Annotated in this window: 18 protein-coding genes; 5 read left to right on the forward strand and 13 right to left on the reverse strand. The window is 71.2% G+C overall.

The features are described 5' to 3' along the window. Nucleotides 1-15 precede the first annotated feature (15 nt). From AABA78_RS22450 to AABA78_RS22465, 4 genes are all read right to left on the reverse strand, one after another. Nucleotides 16-1092 carry an NAD(P)H-dependent flavin oxidoreductase gene (locus AABA78_RS22450; protein ID WP_338265575.1) on the reverse strand — a complete coding sequence of 359 codons (1077 nt, stop codon included), beginning with the start codon at nucleotides 1090-1092 and terminating at the stop codon, nucleotides 16-18. A 707-nt stretch (nucleotides 1093-1799) separates the two neighbouring features. Then, nucleotides 1800-2744 (reverse strand): serine hydrolase, encoded by a 945-nt coding sequence (locus AABA78_RS22455; protein ID WP_338265577.1) that lies wholly within the window; start codon nucleotides 2742-2744, stop codon nucleotides 1800-1802. A gap of 21 nt (nucleotides 2745-2765) precedes the next feature. Further along, nucleotides 2766-3968 carry a DUF819 family protein gene (locus AABA78_RS22460; protein ID WP_338265580.1) on the reverse strand — a complete coding sequence of 401 codons (1203 nt, stop codon included), beginning with the start codon at nucleotides 3966-3968 and terminating at the stop codon, nucleotides 2766-2768. Continuing rightward, nucleotides 3965-4984, reverse strand: coding sequence for a dipeptide epimerase (locus AABA78_RS22465; protein WP_338265582.1), 1020 nt, complete (start codon nucleotides 4982-4984; stop codon nucleotides 3965-3967). The genes AABA78_RS22460 and AABA78_RS22465 overlap by 4 nt, the downstream gene beginning before the upstream one ends. 96 nt (nucleotides 4985-5080) lie before the next feature. Between AABA78_RS22465 and AABA78_RS22470 the strand changes: the two genes are divergently transcribed. Next, a complete protein-coding gene (locus tag AABA78_RS22470) occupies nucleotides 5081-6475 on the forward strand; it encodes a M20/M25/M40 family metallo-hydrolase (protein WP_338265585.1) in 1395 nt (464 codons plus the stop codon). A 3-nt stretch (nucleotides 6476-6478) separates the two neighbouring features. Here the strand turns inward: AABA78_RS22470 and AABA78_RS22475 are convergent, their stop codons facing one another. The 6 genes from AABA78_RS22475 to AABA78_RS22500 all read right to left on the reverse strand — a co-directional run bounded on the left by AABA78_RS22475 (nucleotide 6479) and on the right by AABA78_RS22500 (nucleotide 15447). Continuing rightward, the gene (locus tag AABA78_RS22475) at nucleotides 6479-7237 is read right to left on the reverse strand and encodes a class I SAM-dependent methyltransferase (protein ID WP_338265586.1); all 759 of its coding nucleotides are present in this window, start codon (nucleotides 7235-7237) and stop codon (nucleotides 6479-6481) included. 219 nt (nucleotides 7238-7456) lie between these two features. Further along, on the reverse strand, nucleotides 7457-10333 hold the full coding sequence (locus AABA78_RS22480; protein ID WP_338265587.1) for a HEAT repeat domain-containing protein: 2877 nt from the start codon (nucleotides 10331-10333) through the stop codon (nucleotides 7457-7459). Next, nucleotides 10326-11543 (reverse strand): VWA domain-containing protein, encoded by a 1218-nt coding sequence (locus tag AABA78_RS22485; protein WP_338265588.1) that lies wholly within the window; start codon nucleotides 11541-11543, stop codon nucleotides 10326-10328. The genes AABA78_RS22480 and AABA78_RS22485 overlap by 8 nt, the downstream gene beginning before the upstream one ends. After that, nucleotides 11540-13858 (reverse strand): DUF5682 family protein, encoded by a 2319-nt coding sequence (locus AABA78_RS22490; RefSeq protein WP_338265590.1) that lies wholly within the window; start codon nucleotides 13856-13858, stop codon nucleotides 11540-11542. Before AABA78_RS22490 ends, AABA78_RS22485 begins: the two co-directional genes overlap by 4 nt. Then, on the reverse strand, nucleotides 13858-14961 hold the full coding sequence (locus AABA78_RS22495; RefSeq protein ID WP_338265591.1) for an ATP-binding protein: 1104 nt from the start codon (nucleotides 14959-14961) through the stop codon (nucleotides 13858-13860). The genes AABA78_RS22490 and AABA78_RS22495 overlap by 1 nt, the downstream gene beginning before the upstream one ends. An 87-nt stretch (nucleotides 14962-15048) precedes the next feature. Next, on the reverse strand, nucleotides 15049-15447 hold the full coding sequence (locus AABA78_RS22500) for a VOC family protein (protein WP_171416430.1): 399 nt from the start codon (nucleotides 15445-15447) through the stop codon (nucleotides 15049-15051). 91 nt (nucleotides 15448-15538) lie between these two features. Between AABA78_RS22500 and AABA78_RS22505 the strand changes: the two genes are divergently transcribed. Both AABA78_RS22505 and AABA78_RS22510 read left to right on the forward strand, forming a co-directional pair. Continuing rightward, on the forward strand, nucleotides 15539-16351 hold the full coding sequence (locus tag AABA78_RS22505) for a TetR/AcrR family transcriptional regulator C-terminal domain-containing protein (RefSeq protein ID WP_338265595.1): 813 nt from the start codon (nucleotides 15539-15541) through the stop codon (nucleotides 16349-16351). Between the two features lie 133 nt (nucleotides 16352-16484). Then, entirely contained in the window at nucleotides 16485-17813 is a 1329-nt protein-coding gene (locus AABA78_RS22510; protein WP_338265598.1) for a ferritin-like domain-containing protein, read from the forward strand. A 104-nt stretch (nucleotides 17814-17917) separates the two neighbouring features. Here the strand turns inward: AABA78_RS22510 and AABA78_RS22515 are convergent, their stop codons facing one another. Together AABA78_RS22515 and AABA78_RS22520 are read right to left on the reverse strand one after the other, a co-directional pair. Then, nucleotides 17918-18307 (reverse strand): helix-turn-helix domain-containing protein, encoded by a 390-nt coding sequence (locus tag AABA78_RS22515; protein WP_338265601.1) that lies wholly within the window; start codon nucleotides 18305-18307, stop codon nucleotides 17918-17920. 47 nt (nucleotides 18308-18354) lie between these two features. Next, the gene (locus AABA78_RS22520) at nucleotides 18355-18855 is read right to left on the reverse strand and encodes a hypothetical protein (protein WP_338265602.1); all 501 of its coding nucleotides are present in this window, start codon (nucleotides 18853-18855) and stop codon (nucleotides 18355-18357) included. 142 nt (nucleotides 18856-18997) lie between these two features. Here AABA78_RS22520 and AABA78_RS22525 point away from each other — a divergent pair, with 142 nt between their 5' ends. Further along, a complete protein-coding gene (locus AABA78_RS22525; protein ID WP_338265604.1) occupies nucleotides 18998-20257 on the forward strand; it encodes a C39 family peptidase in 1260 nt (419 codons plus the stop codon). 241 nt (nucleotides 20258-20498) lie between these two features. After that, complete coding sequence (locus tag AABA78_RS22530; protein ID WP_338265606.1) at nucleotides 20499-21938, forward strand: glutamine synthetase family protein; 1440 nt, start codon at nucleotides 20499-20501, stop codon at nucleotides 21936-21938. Here the strand turns inward: AABA78_RS22530 and AABA78_RS22535 are convergent. After that, nucleotides 21935-22783: a DUF1206 domain-containing protein gene (locus tag AABA78_RS22535; RefSeq protein WP_338265608.1), complete on the reverse strand. Its 849-nt coding sequence runs from the start codon at nucleotides 22781-22783 to the stop codon at nucleotides 21935-21937. The two genes, AABA78_RS22530 and AABA78_RS22535, sit on opposite strands and share 4 nt — an antisense overlap. Nucleotides 22784-22866: the final 83 nt, after the last annotated feature.

The raw sequence follows: 22866 nt of genomic DNA on the forward strand, positions 1-22866 counted from the left end.
GCTTGCCTTCCAGGGTCAGCCGAGCACAGAGGACAGCGCGGCCTCTGTCTCAGCCACCAGGGCCCGCACCAGGTCCGCCGCCGAGCCCTCTCGCGACAGCCCAATGCCCTGCCCCGCCCACAGGGCCATGAAGCGCGTATCGTTCTGCTTCGACGCAGCGGCCCGCAGCGTGCGCGTGGCCCCGTGCTGCTGAGGGAACGGCAGGATGGCGCCAGCCTCCTCCAGCGTGGTCGTCAGCTCGTTCGGAATCGCCCGTGCCGGGCGACCGGAGAAGGCGCGGGTGATGCGCGAGGACTCATCCCGGGCCTCACGCAGCAGCGCCTTGTGCGCCACCGCCGCGCTGGACTCCTGGCACCGCAGGAACGCCGTGCCCAATTGCACGGCCGCCGCACCGAGCATCCGCGCCGCCGCGACACCCCGTCCGTCCATGATGCCGCCGCTGGCGATGACCGGCACGCGCACGGCGTCCACCATCTGCGGCACCAGCGCCATCGTCCCCACCATGCCCGCGTCGAATGACCCGCCAAAGGAGCCCCGGTGGCCTCCCGCCTCCGAGCCCTGCGCGACAATCGCATCCACACCCGCGACCTCCAGCGCCCGGGCCTCGCGCACGTTCGTCGCCGTGCCCACGACGAGGATACCTCGCGACCGGAACGTCTCCAGCACCGGCGCTGGCGGGATGCCAAAGGTGAAGCTGAACACCGTGGGCGCCGCTTCGAGCACCGCCTCCACCTGCTTCGCGAAGTCCGGCATCGCCGCCGCCGGAATCACGGGAGGAGGCAGTCCCACCGCCGCATGGAAGCGCTCGAGGATGGCGAGCGTGGGCCCGGGGTCCGCAGGAGCCACCGCGGGCTGTGGAGCGAAGAGGTTGATGCCATACGGCCGCGACGTCCGGGCTCGCACCGCGCGGGCCTGCTGCACGATGTCCTCCGGCTGCACGTAGGCGGCCCCCAGCGAGCCCAGGCCCCCGGCCTCTGACACCGCCGCGACCAGCTCCGGCGGCGTCAGGCCGCCCGCCATGGGCGCCTGGATGAGCGGATGCTCCACGCCGAGCCGCTCCGCGAACCTGCGCCACGCCTGCGGATCCATCATGGCCACACCTCCCGTGACTCACGTCGGACAGCATTAACGGCCCGGCTTCACACTGCAGCTCCGCGCGCTCCGGCAGCATCAGTCCTGCTTCCACGCTCCATGCCGGACGCGGCGCTACGTCCCGCACTTGCCGGTATCCAGGTAGCTATCCAGGGGCCCGGTGAAAGGCCGGCGGGAGCACCACCAGGTCGTACCAACGGGGCTCCAGAACATCGCCAGGGCCCAACCGCCATCGTCTCGCACGTCCCGGTTCGTCACCGCAGACACGAAGTCGTCGATGCCACCGTGGCAGGCGCGATTCGACGGAGCCAGTCCCCTTCCAGAACAAGGCCCGCCTGAACGCGGTCAGCGTCTCCAGGACCTTCAACTCCGCTGCGGAACACCGGGGCAGGTTCTTCATGAGTTCACTGGCACTGCAAGGTCGTGCCGCGAGCGCACCAGGATTCCGAACCTCCAGACCGTCCCCCTCCGCCCGGTACGGTCCAAACCTGTCCGACAGTCGGACAAGTTCCCGGTGCCCGAACCGGTCCGACAGTCGGACAGGTTCTCGCGGCCCAGCCCTGTCCGACTGTCGGACAGGTTTTCGCGGGCCGCCTCCGGCGGGGAAGCCCTGCGGGGCTCTCAACTTCTCATCCATGTGGACAGGCTTCATGCCCGACGGCTTGGAGCTCTCCGCGCCCTGGTGTTGATCGACACCCCGGCGCCCGTCATTCGCAGTCGTAGTTCGGCGCGGGCGCACCGGGCTCCAGGACGACCGGCGCCGGTCCTCCTGCCTTTACCAGCGCTTCACCGCAGTCCAGCGTCACGTCCTTCGCCAGGTGCCGGTACAGGACACACGACGCGCGCTCCACGAAGAACGCCTGCTTCGGCCAGTCCGGTCCTCGCGAGGCCAGGATGGCCACGGCGTACCGCCCACCGTCCGGCAGCGTCACCACCCCCACCTCGTTGAGCACGTTGTAGCGCGCGTCATCACCACAGCAGCCCGGCGGCAACCACCCACCCTTGTGCTGGAGCGACGCGCGAGCGTTCGCGGGCAGGCGCGTCCCCAGCCAGCCGCCGCAGCCGTCGCGAGGCGTCAACTCCATCCACTTCAGCAGCCGCGCCGTGGGCTCCTTCTCCAGCAGCTCCTGCCGCTCCAACCGCGCCAGGAAGGACACCATGTCGTCCGCGCAAAAGTAGTTGTCCCGCCCCATCACGCGCGGAGAGTTCGTCGCCCAGCGCTCCCGGCCGTAGTTCCACTTCGTCAGCGCCGTGTGCTTCAGGCCCAGCTTCTGAAGATAGACATTGATGGCATCCGGTCCGCCCACCAGGTCGATGACCTCTCCGGACGCCTCGTTGTCCGACGTGCGGAACACCTTCTCCGCGAGCGGCGCCACCGCCGTCAGGTCCCGCTGCTCCAGCGCCGCCGCGACCCAGAACACCTTCGCGGAGCTGGCGGAGATGTGCGGCTCCAGGCCGGAGACGCTCGCCGTCTCCCCCGTGCGCAGGTCCATCACCGCCAGCGACAGGTCCGTTCCGGGGGACAGGCGCGCGGCCTCGCCCGCCAGCGACTCCACCACCGTCTTCAGGGACTCCCGGGGCACGGGCGCGTCCTGCGTCGTCGCGCAACCGCTCATCGCCACGAGCCCCACCCAGAGCCACACCGTCCGCATCCGCGACCCCTTGTCCGAAGTTCAGTGAATCAGCCGGTGCACCTGCTCCAGCATCAACGCCGTCACCAGCCCACAGTACGTGCCCAGCACGTATCCCAGCACCGCGAGCAGCACGCCCACCGGCGCGAGCGCGGGATGGAAGGCCGCCGCCACCACGGACGCGGAGGCCGTGCCTCCCACGTTCGCCTGCGACCCCACCGCCGCGAAGAACACCGGCGCCTTCAGCCAGCGCCGCGCGCCCATCGTCACCGCCGCGTGGATGCACATCCACACCGCCCCCACCGCCACCAGCGCGGGCGCGTCCCACAACCGCCGGAACTCCGCCTGCGCGCCAATCGTCGCCACCAGCAGGTACAGGAAGAGCGAGCCCAGCCGGCTCGCCCCCGCGCCCTCCAGCCTGCGCACCGGCGTGAACGACAGCACCACGCCCACCGTCGTCACCAGCAGCACCACCCACGTGAAGCCCGTCACCACGTTGCCCAGGTCCGGCAGCTTCTTCGCCAGCGCCGTGCACGCCACCGTCACGCCGAACGCCACCGCCAGCATCGACAGCAAATCCGACAGGCTTGCGGGCCGGGCGGTCGCCGCTTGGATCCGCGCGGACTCCTCGCGCACCCGGTCCAGCGCCGTCCGGTCCGCGCCGATGCTCTCATCCATCGCCTTCTCACGCCCGGCGAAGGACAGCAGCACCGCCGTCCACACGTTGGACACGCCCACGTCCACCACCACCAGCATGCTCAACGTGCTGTCCAGCGCGCCCACGCTCTGGCCAATCGCCACGAAGTTCGCGCTGCCGCCAATCCACGACCCGCTGAGCGCCGCCAATCCCTTCCACGCCTGGTCCCCCAGCTCCGCCGGCACCAGCCACCCCAGGGCCAGATACGCGAGCGGCCCGCCCACCATGATGCCCAGCGACCCCGCCAGGAAGACGCCCACCGCGTTGCGCCCCAGCCTCGCGATGGCGGGCAGGTCCACCGACAGCACCAGCAGCACCAGGCTCGCGGGCAGCAGGTACACGCGCGTGAAGCGGTACAGCTCAGACTGCGTGGGGATGACGCCCGTGTTCGACAGCAGCGTCGGCACGAAGTACGCGAACACCAGCAGCGGCACGACGTTGAAGAACCGCTCCACCGCCGGGTAGCGCTGCAAGGCATACAGCCCCGCCAGCACCGCGAGCAGCACGGCGAGCACCGCCATCGGATCCTGGATGAGCGGTGGCGTCACCGGGGCTCCACACCCAGGCCCGCGCCTTCCCCCAGCTGGATGCGGCCCTGCACCACCGGATGCGCGCGGTACGGGTCTTCGGCGAGCAGCAGGTTGCCGTCCAGGTCCACCCAGTCCACCAGCGGCGCCAGGTGCGCGCCCGCCGCGATGCCCAGCCCCGTCTCCACCATGCAGCCCAGCATCACCTTCAGGCCGCACGCGCGCGCCGTCTCGATGATGCGCAGCGCTTCACGGATGCCGCCGCTCTTCTGGAGCTTCACGTTGATGCCGTGGAAGCCCTCCGCCAGCTTCGGCACGTCCGACGCCTTCGTCAGCGACTCGTCCGCCACCAGCGGCAGCGGCGAGCGCGCGCGCAGCCACTTCGCGCCCTCCACGTCCGCCGCGGGCAGCGGCTGCTCCACCAACTCCACGCCCTGCGTGGACAGCCACTGGATGTGCGCCAGGGCTTCGTCCGGCTTCCAGGCTTCGTTGGCGTCCACGCGGATGGTCTGCGCCGTCAGCGCGCGCACCGTGCCGAACACCTCCCGCACCCGGTCCGCGCCCAGCTTCACCTTCAGCACCGGGAAGTCCGCCGCCTCGCGCACCTTCACCGCGAGCGTCTCCGGCACGTCGATGCCAATGGACATGGACGTCACCGGCTGGCGCGCGGGGTCCACGCCCAGCATCCGGTACAGCGGCATGCCCATCACCTTGCCCGCCCAGTCGTGCAGCGCCAGGTCCACCGCCGCCTTCGCCGCGGGGTTGTCCGGCAGCGCCGCGTCCACGGCCTCGGACACGTCACGGAAGCAGCGCAGGTCGCGGCCCTCCAGCACCGGAGCCAGCTTGTGGAGCGCGGCCTCCACCGTCTCCCACGACTCGCCGTAGCGCACGTTGGGGGCGGCCTCGCCGTAGCCCACGTGCCCTCCGGAGCGCACCTCCACGAACACGTTGCGCTTCACCGTGCTCGTGCCCCGGGCAATGGTCCAGGCGTGACGCAGCGGCAGTTCCACGGTGCGAAAGCTCAACGGCGAGGCCATGGGCGGACTCCCTCCAGGGCTCCACCCTTAACACGGCACTCCCGGCAAACGCCGCTTCCGTTGCCTTCCGGGGCCCAAGGCGCGAGCCTCCGGGCCATGCGTCTCCTGCCCCTCCTCGCCGTGTTTTTCGCGCTGGGTCCAAGCCACGCCGCGTCATCCCGTCCCGCGCCCAGGGACGAGCTGCGGACGCTGCTCGCGGAGCTCGTCGCCGCGGACACGTCCAACCCGCCCGGCAACGAGACGGCCGCGGCCCGGGTGGCGGCGAAGTGGCTGCGTGAGGCGGGCATCGAGTCGGAGCTCATCGAGCCCTCGCCCGGGCGCGGGAATCTCCTGGTGCGCTTGAAGGGCAGCGGCAAGGGGAGGCCGGTGCTCGTGCTCGCGCACCTGGACACGGTGCCGGCGGTGAAGGCCGAGTGGGCCACCGACCCGTGGACGCTCACGGAGAAGGACGGCCTGCTTTATGGACGCGGAGTGCAGGACAACAAGGGCATGGCGGCGGCGAGCATCCTCGCGCTGCGCCGGCTGAAGCAGGAGGGCGGCGCGCGCTCGCGCGACATCCTGTTGTACCTGGGCGCGGACGAGGAGGTGGGCTCCGGGCAGGGGTTGGACTGGATGATGGAGCACCGCCCGGAGCTGAAGGAGGCGGAGTTCGCGCTCAACGAAGGCGGCCTCACGGAGCTGTCGCCGGACCGCAAGGAGGTGCGCTTCGTGGCGCTCCAGGCCGCGGAGCGCGTGTCCCGCAACGTGACGCTCAAGGCCACGGGCCCTGGAGGCCACTCGTCCGCGCCGCCCGTGGACGCGGGGCCCCTGGTGCGGGTGGCCGCGGCCGTGGCGCGAGTGGGCGCCCTCACCTTCCCCGCGCACCTGACGCCCGCCGCGCGGCTCCACGTGCAGGGCCGAGCGCCGACGACGCCCGGGGAGCTGGGAGAAGCGCTGCGCCGCATCGCCGCCGCGCCGGACGCGCCGCCCGAGGACGCGGTGGCCACCGTGGCGAGGCTGGAGCCCGCGCTGGGCGCCGTGCTGCGCACCACCTGCGTGCCCACGGTGTTCAAGGCCGGCACGCGCTCCAACGTGATTCCCGCGACGGCCGAGGCCACCGTGAACTGCCGTCTGCTGCCGGACGCGGACCCCAAGGCCGTGCGCGAGCGCATCGTCGCGGCCGTGAACGACAAGGACATCGAGGTGGAGATGGACGTGTCGCCGCCGGACTCGCCCATGTCGCCCGTGGGGGACAACGCGATGTTCCGCGCGGTGAAGGCCGCCGCGGCGAAGGTGTGGCCGAAGGCGCCGGTGCTGCCGCGCATGTCCACCGGCACCACCGAGTCCGCCACGCTGCGCCGCGCGGGCATCCACGCCTACGGCATCGACCTCTTCGCGCTGACGCCGGACGACGCGCGCACCGCGCACGCGCCCAACGAGCGCGTCCCGGTGGCGTCGCTCCAGCCCGGCGCGGAGTTCGTCTACCTCACCCTCAAGCACTTGACGCGCTGACCCTCATGGCGCCGCGGGGAGGGCCTTGGGGCGGTATTCCTGAAGCCATACCTTCTCGAAGCCCCAGGTGAAGAGCATCCAGTGGGAGGTGTGGCTGGTGAAGCCCTCCGCATGGATGGGGCGGGTGACGGTGATGATGCGCGTGCCGGGGGTGCACGTGCGCAGGTGGGCGACGAGCCGCGCCTTCGTCTCCGGGCTGAACGCCACCCAGTTGCAGAAGATGTGCGTCGCGTCCGCCAGCGGCTCGCGGGTCATGTCGCCCACGGTGAGCGTGATGCCCGCGGGCCCGAGCCACGGCGCCACGCGCGCCACGTGGTCCGCGAGCAGCTCCACGCCATGCGCCCCCGCGCCCCACCAGCGCGCCGCGAGTAGCACGCGGCCCCGCCCCGCGCCCAGGTCCACCACACGGCTGCCGCGCCCCACGCCTGCCTTCTTGAGGAACGCCAGCGCCGTCACCAGCGGCGTCTCGCCGTACATCAGCTCGCGGAACGACTGGCCCGTGGCCTGGAGCGCTCGCGCCATCTCGAAGGTGCGCCGCGCGGCGTAGGGCGTGCGAAGGATGCGCTGCCACCACAGCCCCAGGTACGGCTTCAGGAGCCGGGGACGCAGGAGGAGCAGCAGCAGGTCGGTGACGCGCAGCACGACGGCGATGACGATGCCCTGCAGTTGCAGCGACAGCCGCTGGAGGAACGGCAGCTCGAACTCGTCCTGCGCGTCGTCGCGGCGCGGTGAAGGCTCGGGAGGCGGCGCGGGATCCGTCATGCGGCGCGGAGGCTTGCTGGATTCCGGGGCCCACGCAATGCCCCGCGTCTGACGGGGACGCGCCTGCCTCTACGCCAACCCCTGCGTGTACTCGGTGAACCTGAAGACGCCGGACTTCAGCGGCGCCGCCGGGAAGCCCTTCTCCGTGCCGTCCCCCCCACCCGCATCGACCTCACCGCGCAGCTGGGGCGCTGAGCGCCCCGCGGCGGGGCCAGGGCCTCACAGCAGCTTCTTCGCCGCCCTGGCCAGGGCCTTGTCCTCGGCCACGGCGGGAACCTCCATGAGGCGCGCGGCCACGACCTTGCCCACCGCGGGGTTCACGGCCGCGACCTTGAGGTACGCCGCCGCGCGCGTGAGCAGGTCCACATGCGGCAGGGACCTGACCACGCGGGCGAGCAGCTCCTTCGCCAGGAGGGGCGGCTCGAAGGCCTCGAAGAGGCCGCGCAGCGCCTGCCGCTCCAGCACCTCCGGACGCGTCTCCGCCAGGTTCAGCGCGGGCCGAAGCAGGGCCAGCCCCAGCGCGCGCATCGCCTCCGCGACGACGCCGGGCTTCCACCCGTCCGCGAACGCCAGCAGCAGGGCCTCCGCGCCGCGCACGTCGCCCAGCATGCCCAGCGCGTACACGGCGTGCTTCGCCTCCACGTCGTCGTGGCCGCGGCCCTGCACCATGTCGATGAACCGGTCGAGCACCTCCGCGTCCCCCAGCCGGGCCAGCGCCTCCGCCGCCTCGCGCCGCACCTCGCGCGACGGGTCCGAGTGCAGCACCTGGCGCAGCACGGGCATGGCCACCGTGCCCAGGTCCGCCAGCATGGCCACCGCCGCCCCGCGCGCGTCCTTCGTCGTCTCTGACAGCGCCGCCTGCATCAGCGGCACCGCCTTGTCCTTGCGGCGCCGCGCCAGCTCCGCCACGGCCTTCTCCCCCGTCTCCCGGGCCTGCACGTCCTCCAGCGTCTCCCGCGCGTACAGGCGCAGGCCCATGTCGTGCCCCCCGCGCGTCAACGCGTCCAGCTCCCGCCTCGCCTGCACCCCGCCCATCGCGCCCAGCACGCGGATGGCGGTGCGGCGCACCATGCGGCTGTGGCGCTCGTTCAGCGCGCCCCGCACGACGACGAGGGCCTCCTCTCCACGCGCCGCCACCGTGCGCGCCACGAAGGCGCTCGCCGAGCCATCGCTCCACGCCGGGTAGAGCTCCCGCATCAGCGCGTCCGACCCCAGGCCCGCGTAGTAGCGCGCCGCGTGCGCCGCCGCCTCGTAGCGCGTCAGCTCCCCGCGCGCCCGGCGCACCATCGCCTCGCCCGGGCTCAGCACCTCCTCCGGCCGGTGCACGTGGATGCTCGGGTGCGTGGGCACGGCCTCAAGCCCGGCCAGGTCCACCTGCACCGCGCCGGACAGCCGCACCAGCGCGATGCCCAGCACCTGGTACACCTTGATGAAGTCGTCCAGCCGCTCCGCCGGGTCCGCCCGCTGCGCCAGCGCCTCCAGCAGCGCGCCCGGCTTCTCCAGCCCCAGCTCCTTCAGCCGCGACACCAGCGGCTCCACCGTCCGGGGGCTCACCGCCGAAAGGCCGCTGGCGAACGCGTCCGCCAGCTCGTCGCGCACCTCCGCCAGCGCGATGGCCGCCCGCGACGCGCCCGCCGCCCGGGCCGCCTCCGCCCACCCGCTGCGAGGCAGCGCGTTCGGCGCGGTGGGGGCCCGCACGCGGCCGCGCCGCCGGGGCGACACGGGCGCGTCCTCCGAACGCCCCAGCGTGCGCAGGTCCAGCCCCTCCGGTGTCCGCACCACCACGGCGGTGGGGAAAAGCGTGGGCAGCGCCGCCTCCAGGCCCACGTCGCCCAGCACCGCCACCAGCCTCGAGTCCTCCAGCGCGCTCGACAGCGGCTCCTCCAGCGAGGAGTCCACGGGCAGGAAGAGTCCGCGTCCCGAGCCGTCCACGAACTGGGAGCGCGTCCCGCTGGCGAGCAGCGTCTCCACCCGCACGGCCACCGGCAGCAGGTCCGGCGCGAACACGTCCTTGCGGTGCTCCTGGAAGGCCGTCATCACCGCGCCCACGTCCGGCAGCGCCACCTCCACCAGCCGCTCCAGCACGGCCCTGTCCACCGGAGCGCCGCCCGTCCACTCCTCCAGGTCCAGCCGGTGCGGCGCGAAGCCCGGGTACTGGTTGCCCTGCGCTCCCTGGAGCACGTAGCCCGCGTGGCTCTTCTTGGGCGCCACCGTCTTGAGGGTGGCGGGGAGGATCTGCTTCTCGCTGTAGTGGCCGCCCGACACCAGGTCCACGAAGCGGCTCTCGCGGACCATGAACCGGTCCGCCGTCACCTTGGAGGAGAACGCGTACTCCACCAGCGTCAGCCCCGTGACGGGCGTCCGGTCCTTCTTCGTCCACGTCTTGCCAATCAGCTCCTCGACGTGGCGGGCCTCCAGCGCGTCGCCGCCCAGGTGCTTCTCCACCTTGCGCGCGGTGAGCAGCATGTCCGCCACCAGGTCCGTGTACACCGGCGCCTCGAAGGTGCCCGTGCGCGAGGCCGCCGCGTCCAGGAGGCCCGCCAGCTCCACCGCCCGCGCGGACAGCCGCCGCAGGCCGTTGGCCCGGAGCGCCTCACCCAGCGCGCGCACCTGCTCCGGCCGCTCGGCACCCAGCGACGCCACGCCCGACAGACCCAGCTCGCGCACCAGCGTGGACACCTGCGCCACGCCCGCCTTCATCAGGTCGCCCGTCTCCGCCTTGCCCTTCTTCACGCTCTTCCTGGCGCCGCCCGAACCGGCCGGAGCCGCCGGGGCCGCCTCCGCCGTCACGAAGGCCTGCGGCGCCCGGGCCCACGCCACCAGCAGCGCCGCCGCGTGCTTGCAGAAGGGGCGCGAGCGCGCCGCCATGCACGAGCACCGCCCCTTCACGTCCGAGCGCGACTCGCCGAACACCAGCGACACCTTGTACGGCGTCGCCCCGGAGCCCGCCGCGTCCGCGAACAGGCGGTTCTCGTAGCGCGACAGGTTGGTGAGCTGCTTGCCGTCGAACAGGGCCGCGCCCTTGGCCAGCTCCGCCTTGTCGCTGATGATCTCCGTCATCCCGCCCATCCCGATGATGGGCCGCACCTCAGCCATGACGCTCCCCCTTCTTGTCGTCGGACGCGAGCAGCGGCGCCAGGTCCTGGTTGCGCATCACCCGCTCCACCACGTCCACCAGCTTGCGCGGCGTGCACCCGAAGCACGGGATCCCCAGCGCGGTGAGCTGCTCCGCCATCGCGTGGTCGTACGACGGCCGCCCGCTGTCCGACAGCGCCAGCAGGCACAGCACCTTGGAGCGTGAGTCCACCAGCTGCCGCAGCCGGGCCACCAGCTCCTCCGCGTTGCCGCCCTCGTACAGGTCGGTGATGAGGATGAAGAGCGTCTTCTCCGGCCGGCGCACGTAGTGCTCCTGCGCGTAGGCCACCGCCCGGTTGATGTCCGTGCCGCCGCCCAGCTGCGCGGAGAAGAGGACCTCCACCGGGTCCGCCAGCACGGGCGTCATGTCGACGATCTCCGTGTCGAACAGCACCAGGCTCGTGCGCAGCACGTCCAGCGACGCGAAGATGGCCGCCATCACGGAGCTGTACACCACGCTCTCCGCCATGGAGCCGGACTGGTCCACCACCAGCGTCACGTCCCACTCGTGGTGACGGCGCTGGTTGGGCCAGAAGTAGAAGCGCTCCGGGATGAGGCGCTTTCTCTCCGGGTCCCAGCCCTTCAGGTTGGAGCGGATGGTCCGGCGCCAGTCGATGTTGCGCGCGATGGGGATGGGGCTCGTCCTGTCCCTGCGCAGCGCCCCCAGCACCGCCGTGCGCAGCGGGGACTCCAGCTTCTTGCGCAGGTCCTCCACCACCTCGCGGATGATGGCGCGCGCGGTGTCCTTGGCCTGCTCCGGGATGAGCCCCCGGGCGCTCACCAGCGTCGTCACCAGCTCCAGGTTCTTGTCCAGGAAGGGCAGCGTCTCCGGTTCGAAGAGCAGCTGCGTGAGCCCCTTCTTCTCGATGGCGTCCTTCTGCACCAGCGCGATGACGTCGTCCTGGAAGAAGTCGCGCAGCGCGCCCAGCCACTTGGGCAGATACGGCTTGGAGCCGCCCCGCCCCGCCGAGCGCTCGCCGTAGACGAAGGAGAGCGCGTCATCCAGCCCCTCCAGGTCGTCGCCCTTCAGGTCCACGGTGTCCGCGCTGGCGCCCAGCGAACTCAGGGAAGGGCAGGAGCCCGTCTTCTCCGCCTCCGGGCCCAGCGCCAGCCGCCAGCGCAACAGCGCGTCGCGGTCCTTCGGGTCCAGGTCCTTGGGGTCCACGCTCATAGCAGGTCATCCAGGTCGTCGAGCGCCTTGCCCAGGTCCGCGCTCAGGTCCTTCAGCGTCGCCTTGTCCTTCTCCTCCAGCACCGCCTTCACCGCGCGCCCCTTGTCCTTCAGCTGGCGCACGCCCATCACGTTCTCCATCAGGTAGCGGCGCTCCGTGGCCCCCAGCGCGCCCAGCGCCCGGCGCAGCACCGGCAGCGTCTGCCGGAAGCGCTCGGGCTCCACGCTGACGAGGAAGTCGTCCAGCGCCTTCACCACGTCGCGGCTCTTCACCAGCACCAGCGCGTTCACCTGGAGGAAGCCCTCCAGGTACGCCGCCGCGTCCGCCGGCTCCACCGCCGCCGACAGCCGCCGGCCCACCTCCAGCGCCACGTCCGCCTCCGGCAGCTCGCGCGCCAGGTACAACAGGCCCGTGGCCAGCCCCGACGTCGCGGGGTGCACCGCGTGGCTCGCCATCAACCCGCGCGCCTCCACGAACCAGCCCTCCTTGTCCGCGCGCGGCTGGGACAGCGCCACCTCGTGCAGCGTGCGCAGCGCGTCCAGCACCGGGAGCACCGCCTCCGGAGCGCAGGCGCTGGCGTCGCGCACGCGCAGCAGCGCCCGGCCGAAGGTCTTCTCCCCCAGCGCCGCCACCGCCTCGTCGCCCACGTCCGAGTGCGCGCGCGAGGTGCCGTAGGCCATCAGCCCCGACAGCGCCCGCGCCGCGGACGCGAGCGACGGCAGGTCCGCGTCCGTGGCCGCGTGCGCGTCACAGACCTTGAGCGCCTGGGCCACCGTCTGGGAGCAGCCGGTGATGACGGACTCCAGCAACACGTCCGCCGCCTGGGCCGTCGTCTTCGCCTGGGTCAGCCGCTCCTGGAGCACGCGCGTCGTCACGGCCTCCAGCGAGTCACCCAGGACAATCTTCTCCACCAGCGCCACGTCCGTGGACGGCGTCCACTGCGCCTGCCACGCCTCGCGCACGCGGGTGAGCGCCGCGTAGCCGCCGGCCTCCGCCTCCCCACCCTGCTTGCGCGACGAGCCCGTGCCGGACAGCGTGGCGTACGGGATGCCCGCCACGCGCAGCCGGTGGAGGAACACGGAGGAGCCCACCTCCACCGGGTTGTTGAGCCGCAGCGTGAACGTCTCCGGGCTGTCCGTGCGCGGCAGCCGCCGCTCGCCCACCTCGCGCCAGAACTCCGCCTGGAGCGAGTTCTGCCCGATGCGGCTCGCCACCTGCCCCACTTCATGGCCGATGACGCTCTTCCACAGGAAGCCGTCCACGTGCGTCGCGTCGCCCCGGCACAGCGTGGCGACCGTGGCCTCGCGCAGCTCATCCAGGCCCGGGGCGCTCTTCTCGCGCAGATCCGACAGCGTCACCGCCAGCCGGTACGCCTCCAGCACGTCCGACAGCGACGCGGAGAAGCCGCGCATCCGCAGGTGCGCCGCGAAGTCCAGCAGCACCTCCAGCGTGGCCCGCCGGAAGTCGCAGTTCGCCTCGTGGGCCTTCTGGTAGAAGTGCGGCGCCCGGTTGCCCGCGCCGTACCCCAGCTGCTCCGACAGGCGCGGGAAGCTGTACGGAATCACCGTCACCGCGCATGGCCCGGCCTGCGGCAGCTTCGCCTCCTCCGCCGGGTCCACGCTCTTCGCCAGGAAGGCCGCGATGTGGGCCGCGCCCGCCACCACCGCCACCTTCTCCGGCGCCACGCCTCCCGCCACCACCTCCAGCACCTTGCGCGCCATGAAGGCGTCGCGCTGGCCGTGATAGGCCAGCCGGGGCCCCGCGTTGAGGACCTCCGCCCAGGCGATGAGCAGCGGCTGGAACTGCTCCGGGCTCCAGTCCGGCGCCTCGAAGGACGCCTCCCAGAACTCCTCGAAGGAGCGGTAGCCGTGCGAGCGCGCGAACGCCTCCGTCACCGGCACCACCGGCTCCTCCTCCAGCGCGGCCGCATCCGGCCCCGTGGCCTCCGCCTCCAGGCCCAGGCCGGGCACCTGGCGGTCCACCGCGAGGCTGACGCCCACCGGGATATCGATGAACTCCGCCCGTGCGCCGTTCGCCCGGGCCCACTTCAGCGCCTGGTACTCCGGCGAGTACGCCGCGAAGGGCCACAGCGAGGAGGACGGGGTGCCATCCGTGCGGTAGCCCAGGATGGCCACGGGCGGCCGGGTCTGCGCGTCGCACAGCACGTCCACCAGCGCGGTGGCGTCGCAGGGGCCCTCCACGAGGACCACCTCCGGCTTCACCCGCTCCAGCCACTTCAGGAGCACGGCGGTGGTGCGCGGCGAGTGGTGACGGACCGGGAAGTGCCGCACCCGGGACAGCAGGGCGAAGTCCATCAGCCCCTCAGGAGCTTCTTGCTCGCGGTGTACAGCTCCTTCCACGGGCCCGAACGTGTCTTGGCCACCGTCTCCATGTACTCGCGCAGCGCCTTCACGTCGTCCTCCTGCTCCTTCACCACCGCGCCCACCAGCGACGCCGCCAGCTCCTGCGACGTCACCGTCCCGGAGCCGAACTGCTGCGCGAGGATGGAGCTGTTGAACAGCACGCTGATGGCCTCCGCCGTGGACAGCACCGCCCCGGGCGTGCGCACCTTCGTCTTGCCGTCCTTCGTCACGCCCTTGCGCAGCTCGTGGAAGAGCGTCAGCAGCACGCGCGACAGCTCCTCCGGCGGCGGTACGCCCACCTGGTAGTCCGTGCGCAGCTCCGCCTCGCGCTTGGTGACGATTTGAATCTCCTGCTCCAGGTCCTCCACCACCGGCACGGTGACGAAGTTGAAGCGGCGCTTGAGCGCGGCGCTCATCTCGTTGACGCCGCGGTCGCGCGTGTTCGCGGTGGCGATGAGGTTGAAGCCGCGCTGCGCGCTCGTCACCTCCCCCAGCTCCGGCACCGACACCTGCTTCTCCGACAGGATGGAGATGAGCGAGTCTTGAATCTCCGGCGACGTGCGCGTCACCTCTTCAAAGCGGGCGAACTTGCCCGAGCGCATGGCGCGCAGGATGGGCGACGGCACCAGCGCCTCCGGCGTGGGGCCCTGCGCGAGCAAGAGCGCGTAGTTCCACGAGTACTTGATGTGGTCCTCGCTGGTCCCCGCCGTGCCCTGGACGACGAGCGCGGACGTGCCGCTGATGGCCGCGGACAGGTGCTCCGACAGCCAGCTCTTCGCGGTACCCGGCTCGCCCACGAGCATCAGCGCGCGGTCCGACGCGAGCGTCGCGATGCACACCTGGATGAGCCCCTTGTCGCCCACGTACTTGGGCGTGATGGCCACGCCGCCCACGGGCTTGGGGCTGCCCAGGATGTACGTCTCCACCGCGCGAGGCGACAGCGCCCAACCCGGTGGGCGGGGCTTGTCGTCATGCGCGGCGAGGGCGTCCAGCTCGTTCTTGTACTTCGCTTCGGCAGGCAGGCGGATGTCCGGCATGAGCTGCACGCTATCCACTCGGTCTGACATCCGGCAAACGTCCCGGCTGCCTGCCAGGCCGGTTCCGGGACCGGAGACTTTCCTACCCGCCGGTGCGCCTGGAACTCAGGCCGTGGTGCCCGGCGCGTGCATCCACTGCACGAGCTGGACGATGACGCCGTTCGCGTCGGCGACCTGGAAGTAGCGCTCGCCCCAGGCCTCCGTCTCGATGGGCGTCAGGATGTTCACGCCCTCCGCCTGGATGCGCGCGTACTCCGCGTCGATGTCGTCCACGACGAACGCGACGATGAGCCCGTCCGCCCGGCGCGCCTTGAGCGACTCCGGCTTGAGCGTCTTCAGGCCCGTGCGCAGGTAGATGACGTTGAAGCCCACGTCGGGCCGGCTCAGCGACACGAAGCCATCCGCGGCCATCGCCTCCGTGAAGCCGAAGTGGCGCTTCAGGAAGGACGCGGAGGCCTCCACGTCATCGACGTTCAGGGACACGGCGGAAGCGGTGACTCGCATGGACGGTTCCTCCCCACGGGTTCGACGGCTCAATCTACGTACGTCGTACGGAGTTGCACGTCAAGGTCGCGGCGTTGGAAGAATCCGGCGCATGGCATCGCATCGCAGCAGCATGGGAGACCCCACCCGGACGCTGGAGCTGTTGTGGCGGGAGTCCCTGCCCGCGAAGGGCCAGCGCGGTCCGAAGCAGACGCTCACCGTCACCGCCGTAGTCGAGGCGGCGGTGGCGCTGGCGGACGCGGAGGGGCTGGACGCGGTGACGATGCGGGCGCTGGCGGGGAGGCTGGGCATCGCGCCCATGGCGCTCTACACCTATGTGCCGGGGCGGGCGGAGCTCATCGACGTGATGCTCGACACCCTCTACGCGGGCATGGCCCGGCGCAAGCCGAAGGCCCGGAACTGGCGCTCGCGGCTGGAGGCCGTGGCGCATGACAACCGCGCCCTGTTCACCGAGCACCCATGGCTCGCGGATGTGTCCACCACGCGCCCGCCCCTCGGCCCGGGCCAGTTGGCCAAGTACGAGTACGAGCTCCAGGCGCTCGAAGGCGTGGGCCTGGACGACGTGGCGCAGGACGCCGCGTTGACGTTCGTGCTGGGCTTCGTGGAGTCCTCCGCGCGGGCGGCCTCGGACCAGCGCGCCGCGCGGCTGGAGTCACGGATGAGTGACGGGGACTGGTGGGAGGCGAACGCGCCCCTGCTCACGCGCATGTTCGATGCGGAGCGCTACCCCACCGCGTCCCGGGTGGGCTCCGCGGCGGGCGCGGCCCATGGCGCCGCGTACGACCCGGACCATGCCTATGCCTTCGGCCTGGAGCGCATCCTGGACGGGCTGGCCGCGCTCATTGAACGGCCGCGCGCTGCTCGCCCCCCGGCCCGGAAGACGCCCCGGAAGCGCGGCGGCTAGGTCCTGTCCCCCTCAACTTTCCGAGTCCTCCTCGGCTTTCCGAGCGGCGCGGACAGAGGGCGCCCCTGGGGAGACCCGCTGGCATCCGCATTGCTCAGTGCCCGGACACACCGCTTGCCCTGGAGTCGTGTCCGTGAACATCCACCGACTGCGCCGTCTCTTCTCGCGGGCCCTGCACGCCTCGCTCGCCACGCCCCTGGTGCTGGCGGGCTGTGGCACGGAAGGGAGCACGGACCTGACGGGCTATTCGAAGGTTGCGTGCACGGACCAGGGCCTCGCCGTCAGTGACCTGACGCTGGCGCCGGCACCGGACTTCGTGCAGCTCCGCTACATCACCACGAACGGACCGGGCCAGGTTTTCACGCCCTTCGCGGCGTCGTCCTCCGGCCAGGCTTGCGCTACGGCCACCGACGTTCCCGCGTGCGAAACCGCGCTGGAGAACGCGACCGTGAACGCCGGCTTCCACCACGTCTGCCTGGACATCTGCTCCGACGCCTTCCTGGTGACGACGCGGGGTGACGAGGTGAAGACCCACGCGACGCTGGCGGAGCTCCAGCAGGTGCTGGGCACGGTCGACACCGAGCAGGAGGCGGTGCTCAAGACCTTCGCCGCGGGCTACAGCGTGAGCTGCTCCGAGCTGAAGAGCGGCGCGGTGAAGAAGAACGACGACGGCAGCTTCAGCGTCATCGGCACGAAGGGTTACGCCTGCGGGCCGGGCACGGAGCTGACGCAGCACGTGGTGAAGGTGACCGCCTCCGGCGAGGTCCAGGAGCAGGAGAAGCGCGTCCTGGAGAAGGGGAACCCCAACTGCAACATCGGCCGGCGGCCGGTGGGGCTCCAGGTCGCGGAGGCGTGCCAGGACCCGGAGGCGCTGGGGCGCTACTTCGCGGACGCGGCGCACCTGGAGGCGGCGTCGGTCCATGCGTTCCTGCGGCTGCGCGATGAACTGGAGTTGCACGGCGCGGACGTGGGCCTCCAGGACGCGGCGCGCAGGAGTGCCATGGAGGAGGTCCAGCACGCCCGGGTGACGGACCAGTTGGCGCGGCGCTTCGGCGGCACGCCCCAGCGTCCGGTGGTGGCGGAGCTGCCCCCGCGCTCGCTCATGGACGTGGCGCTGGAGAACGCGGTGGAGGGCTGCGTGCGGGAGACGTACGGCGCGCTGCTCGCGCACCACCAGGCGCTGCATGCGCGTGACCTGGAGGTGCGCGAGGCCATGGTCCGCATCGCGGAGGACGAGACGCGGCACGCGGCCCTGTCGTGGGACATCGACCAGTGGGCCCGTCCGCGCCTCTCCGCCCAGGAGCGTGAGACGTTGCGCGAGGCGCAGAAGCGCGCGGTGGCGCTCCTGAGGGAAGAGGTCGCGGTGCCGCTGGACGCGAGCATCATCACGGAGGCGGGCATGCCCACGCCCGAGGCGGCACTGGCGCTGCTGGACACGCTGGAGCAGGACCTCTGGGCGTGAGGGGCTCCTCTCCAAGGCCCTGGTGGACTGGTCGCTGCGGCGGGCCGGCTGCGAGTCCACTTCGGACGTGGACGGCTCCAGGCTCACCAAGCCATCACCGCGGGTCACGCGGGCTCGAACTTGCGTGACCGGGTTGCACGCTTCCGCGCGGTGCGCCCCTTCCCCGCGGCGCCAGGCCGGCGGGGGCTGCTGGGAGCCGCGACGCGCCCGACAGGCTCCAGTCGGAATGCGTGGCCCATCGCATGGGCCATGCGGAAGAGCGTCAGCCCGGTGGCGTTCGCCTTTCCCGATTCAATCTTGCTGATCTCACTCTGGGGCACCCCCGCTCTCGCGGAGAGCTGCGCCTGCGTCAGGCCCTGCGCCTTCCGCAACAGGGCCAACTCCCGAGCGATGCGGAAACGGTCGCGCTGGGCCTGCAGCTCCGCTTGAGCAGCAGGCCCTTCCGCAGCGGCCTCCTCTTCCACGAAGCCAGTCAGGTCCTTGAGGGTGCGCATGGAATCTCCAAAGGGACGATATTCCTATAACCCATAACCAGCAACTGCTACCGCCCGGGCTTCGGCTTCGCTGCGTGGGCTTGCCTCCTCTTCACCTTGCCCTCCTGCTTCTCACGCTGCTTGAAGCGGGCAAGCCGGGCCTCCGCGACACCTATCTGTTGTTGTTGGTACCGCTTGGCCGCATTGCGGCCCTTGTCGTAGCCGTGGAGGACCAGCGCCCGTTTCTGTCCGTGCGCGTGGAAGAAGATGCGGAGGAAGATCTCCTCGCCCGTGTCCTCCGGGTGAGCGTCCCTGGGAGCCTTGCCGACACGTCTGAGAAGCTGCTCCTCACCTTGCCGCAAGCGCAGCTCGATGATGCCGCCCCCCAGGTTCTTGCCGAACTCCGTTGCCACGATGTCGGGCCCCATTGGCGCGACGAGTTCCTCCAATGCGGCAGTCACGGCGCGCCGCTGCGCTGGGGAGAGCACCTCGGTCATCCATTGGAAGACGGGCGAGAAGCCATTCGCTTCCTCGTAGAACTCAACCGTATAGAGAGGGGCGTGGGTCATCGGGGCGGCCCCAGGGGGTCGCGCGTGGCGCTTTAGCAACCGCGTCTGACCTTCCGGCCCCTGGCCGCCTTCTGTCCGCTCAGCCTGACTTTCCAGGAATCCGCCTTGAGCCCCCGTGCGAGCGTTTGCGACAATCCCGGGCGTGAACGCCCGCGCTCGCGTCCTCTCCGCCGTCCTGCTGGCCTCCTGCATCTGGGCCTGCGCCTCCTCGCCGCCGTCGGCCTCGCCGGACGCGACTCCGGAAGCAGGCTCGCCCGCGCGCCTTTGGCAGAAGACGGCCGTGACGGGCGACCTCGCGCGCTTCTCCCGCGACGGCACCCGCGTCACCGCCGAAGGCGCGCTGGAGCTGGACCCATCCACCTCCAAGGAAGGCACCGACCCGTTCCCCGCGGGCGGCTGGCTGGACGGCGGCAGCTTCTACAACGGGGGCACGTTCCGCTTCGGCACCGCCACCTCCGAGGTCCAGTCCGTCCCCGGCGGCTTCGACAGCGTGGTGCCGTCCTTCGACGCGCAGACGCCTCCGGGCACCTGGGTGAAGCTCACCGTCTCCGCCCGCATCGAGGGCACCTGGACCAAGGACTACGAGCTGGGCGTCTGGGCCTTCGACACCACCACCGTCGCCCGCCACAGCGTGGAGGGCCAGGGTGACGCCGACGGCAACGTCCTCACCGACACCCTCAACCTGAAGCGCCGCGCGGACGCCCTGCGCGTCACCGTCCACCTCTTCTCCGAACGCGCGGACTCGAGCCCCCGCGTCCGGGCGCTCGCCGCCGCCGTCACCGACACGCGCCTGACGCCCCAGGACGCCACGTCGGACCGCACCGGGTGGGGCGTGGTGCTCGACGTGCCGGGCTACTCGCAGATGATCTACCCCGACGGCGGCGAGGTCTGGTGCTCCCCCACGTCCACCACCATGCTGCTCGGCTACTGGAGCCGGAAGCTGGGCCGCGCGGACCTGGAACACCCCGTGCCCACCGCCGCCGCCCACACCTACGACTGGGTCTACAAGGGCACCGGCAACTGGAGCTTCAACACCGCCTACGCCGCCAGCATGGCCAACGGCGCGCTGCACGGACTCGTCGCCCGCTTCGACTCCTTCGCCCCCGTGGAGCGCCTCATCGCCGCCGGCATCCCCGTCAGCATCAGCATCGCCTACGAACCCGGAGAGCTCCCCGGTGGCGCCGCCCGCCGCACCGACGGCCACCTCATCGTCGTGAAGGGCTTCACCGATTCCGGCGACGTCCTCGTCAACGACCCTGCTTTCGGCTCCAACGAAACCACCAGCGCCACCTACCCCCGCGCCGCGCTGTGGCGAGCCTGGCAGCACTCCCGGGGGGCCGCGTACGTGCTCTGGCCGGCCGGCACGCCCCTGCCCGAGCAGGGGCTCGTCCCCCTCCCGTAGCCCGGACGTCCAGATGCGGACACGCGGCCAACGCAGCGCGGCGCGCAGTGTCCACTGGCCGGGGCGTCAGGCCCCCCGTCCCTTGACGTTTTGTCCCCTGTGAGCGGCCCGACAAGCCCTTTAGCCTTCAGTCCGCAGAATTTAGGCTTGATTTCGCGTCGCGGAATGTAAATACCTGCGCCCGTGCTTTTGATGTCTCCGCCGGTATTCCGGAACCGGGGACACGCCTGGAGGCAGGACCATGGAGCAGAAGCCGCTGCGGGACTTCCTGGAGATTCCCTACGACGAGTTGGAGGAGCTCAACCTCAAGGTGAAGCGCCAGCGCATCAAGCGCGAGTCGGCGGACAAGATTCGCGAGGAGCGGATCAAGTACCTGACCGACGAGAAGCGCATCAAGGCCGTCACCGTGTGCTTCACCGACCTGGAAGGTCGGCTGCACATGCTGGACTACGACAAGAAGTTCCTCCTCAAGAGCGCGGACAACCTCACCTTCGACGGCTCCTCCATCCGCGGCTTCTCCGCGCAGGCGGAGAGCGACCTGCGCCTGAACGTGGACTGGAGCGCGTTCTACTGGCTGCCGTCGGACATCTTCGGCCCCGGCAAGGTGCTGGCGTTCTGCGAGGTCCTGGAGCGCGACGGCACGCCGTACCACTCGGACATGCGCGGCCAGCTCAAGCGCGCCACCGAGCAGCTGTTCCAGAAGGACGGCACCGTGTTCCACGCGGCGCCCGAAATCGAGGGCTTCCTCTTCAAGAACCGTGACGCCGAGCGCCACTACCACGAAGAGGGCAAGTTCGAGTTCATCTCCATCGGCGGCTACTACCACGCGCTGCCGGGCGACGGGCTGCGCGCCTTCATCGACAAGGCCGCGGAAGCGCAGCGCGCCATGGGCTTCGAGAACGAGAAGGACCACCCGGAGGTGGCGCCCTCCCAGTTCGAGATGAACTTCTCCTACAGCGAGGCGCTGGTCGCCGCCGACCAGATCCAGCTCTACAAGCTGCTCTGCCGTCAGGTCGCCGCGCAGCAGGGGCTGACGGCCAGCTTCCTGCCCAAGCCCGTCACGGGCGTGAACGGCAACGGCATGCACATCAACATGTCGCTGTCCAAGGGCGGCAAGAACCTCTTCTACGACAAGGGCGGCCAGGACGGCCTGTCGGCGATGGGCTGGGAGTTCATCGACCGCATCCTCACCAACGCGAACGACATCTGCCTGGTGCTCAACTCCAGCGTGAACTCGTACCGCCGGCTGGATCCGCACTACGAGGCGCCCAACCAGATCAAGGCCTCCGCGAACAACCGCGGCGCCATGGTGCGCATCCCGTTCGGCAACGAGCGCAGCGCGCGCGTCGAGTGCCGCTCCGTGGCGCCGGACGCGAACCCGTACATGGTCCTCTTCACGCTGCTGAAGACGGGCCTGGAGGGGCCGCAGCCGCAGGAGGACGCGGAGACCAAGCGCAGCCGCACGCGCTTCCTGCCGGACAACATCTACGACGCGGTGCGCTTCTTCAAGGGCAGCCAGTTCATCGCGCAGACGCTGGGTGAGCAGGTGCAGGGCAAGTACGCGGAGCTGAAGGTGGCCTCCGCGGACCGCTGCCCCAAGCAGCTGGGCACCCGCGTGAAGGACGCGGAGATCCAGTTCCACCACGAGGTGACGAACCAGTACCTCTGGAACCTCTTCTAGAACTGGCGGTAGCGCGCCTGGAGGAACAGGTAGGCGGCGTAGGCCACCAGGCCCGCCGCCACCACCCCCAGGAGCACGTCGCCCGCGGGTTGGCGGGCGACGACGGCCAGGGCCTCACCCAGGCCCTTGGCCTCACCCGGGTTGGCGTCCACGCCCGCGAGCACCAGGAAGCCGCCGATGACGGCGAACACCACGCCGCGCGCCGCGATGCCGAACTGGCACACCCGCTCCACGCGGTGCTGGTGACTCGCCGCCGGGCCCGTGAGCGTGAGCTTCTCCCGGAACTTCGCCTTCCACGCCGTGTGGAACTGCTTCAGCGCGAAGCCGATGATGCCCAGGCCCACCAGCACCACCAGGACGCGGCCGAAGGGCTGCTCCATCAGCGTCGCCGTCCAGCCCTGCGTGCCCTTGCCCCTCCCCTGTGATGCGCCCACCACGCTCTTCACCGCGAACAGCGCCAGCGAGCCGTAGATGACGCCGCTGATGAGGTACATGGCGCGCGCGGCCAGCCCCTTCGCGTCCGAGCCCTTGTCCTCCGTGTCCGCGAACGCCTGCGCGAAGCGCCAGACGACGAAGCCGACGAGGCCCACCGTCAGCAGCGACAGCAGCGCGATGCCGAAGGGCCCGTGCGCGACGGTGGCCACCGCGCCGCGGCTGTCCGTGGCGCGGCCGCCCTCGCCCGCCGCGAGCTTCAGCGCCAGCACGCCGATGATGGCGTAGACCGCGCCCTTCGCCGCGTAGCCCATGCGGCCCAGCTTCTTCGCCCACGGGTGGCTCGCGGCCTCCTTCGCGCCACGCGACAGCCGCTCCATGCCCGGCCCACGCATCACGTCCATCGTCGCCATGTGGATGCTCCTCCCGTCCCTCACCCAGGACCGAAGGACAGGGTGCGCATCCGGTGGCCCGGACGGACCCAGGGCGCCTCCCC

It is taken from the genome of Corallococcus caeni (assembly GCF_036245865.1).
Lineage (GTDB): Bacteria > Myxococcota > Myxococcia > Myxococcales > Myxococcaceae > Corallococcus > Corallococcus caeni.

Bases quoted from the DNA above. Each gene is read 5' to 3' on its own strand.
- AABA78_RS22450 (WP_338265575.1), bottom strand. From the start codon at position 1,092: ATGATGGATCCGCAGGCGTGGCGCAGGTTCGCGGAGCGGCTCGGCGTG.
- AABA78_RS22455 (WP_338265577.1), bottom strand. From the start codon at position 2,744: ATGCGGACGGTGTGGCTCTGGGTGGGGCTCGTGGCGATGAGCGGTTGC.
- AABA78_RS22465 (WP_338265582.1), bottom strand. From the start codon at position 4,984: ATGGCCTCGCCGTTGAGCTTTCGCACCGTGGAACTGCCGCTGCGTCAC.
- AABA78_RS22470 (WP_338265585.1), top strand. From the start codon at position 5,081: ATGCGTCTCCTGCCCCTCCTCGCCGTGTTTTTCGCGCTGGGTCCAAGC.
- AABA78_RS22475 (WP_338265586.1), bottom strand. From the start codon at position 7,237: ATGACGGATCCCGCGCCGCCTCCCGAGCCTTCACCGCGCCGCGACGAC.
- AABA78_RS22480 (WP_338265587.1), bottom strand. From the start codon at position 10,333: ATGGCTGAGGTGCGGCCCATCATCGGGATGGGCGGGATGACGGAGATC.
- AABA78_RS22485 (WP_338265588.1), bottom strand. From the start codon at position 11,543: ATGAGCGTGGACCCCAAGGACCTGGACCCGAAGGACCGCGACGCGCTG.
- AABA78_RS22490 (WP_338265590.1), bottom strand. From the start codon at position 13,858: ATGGACTTCGCCCTGCTGTCCCGGGTGCGGCACTTCCCGGTCCGTCAC.
- AABA78_RS22500 (WP_171416430.1), bottom strand. From the start codon at position 15,447: ATGCGAGTCACCGCTTCCGCCGTGTCCCTGAACGTCGATGACGTGGAG.
- AABA78_RS22505 (WP_338265595.1), top strand. From the start codon at position 15,539: ATGGCATCGCATCGCAGCAGCATGGGAGACCCCACCCGGACGCTGGAG.
- AABA78_RS22515 (WP_338265601.1), bottom strand. From the start codon at position 18,307: ATGCGCACCCTCAAGGACCTGACTGGCTTCGTGGAAGAGGAGGCCGCT.
- AABA78_RS22520 (WP_338265602.1), bottom strand. From the start codon at position 18,855: ATGACCCACGCCCCTCTCTATACGGTTGAGTTCTACGAGGAAGCGAAT.
- AABA78_RS22530 (WP_338265606.1), top strand. From the start codon at position 20,499: ATGGAGCAGAAGCCGCTGCGGGACTTCCTGGAGATTCCCTACGACGAG.
- AABA78_RS22535 (WP_338265608.1), bottom strand. From the start codon at position 22,783: ATGGCGACGATGGACGTGATGCGTGGGCCGGGCATGGAGCGGCTGTCG.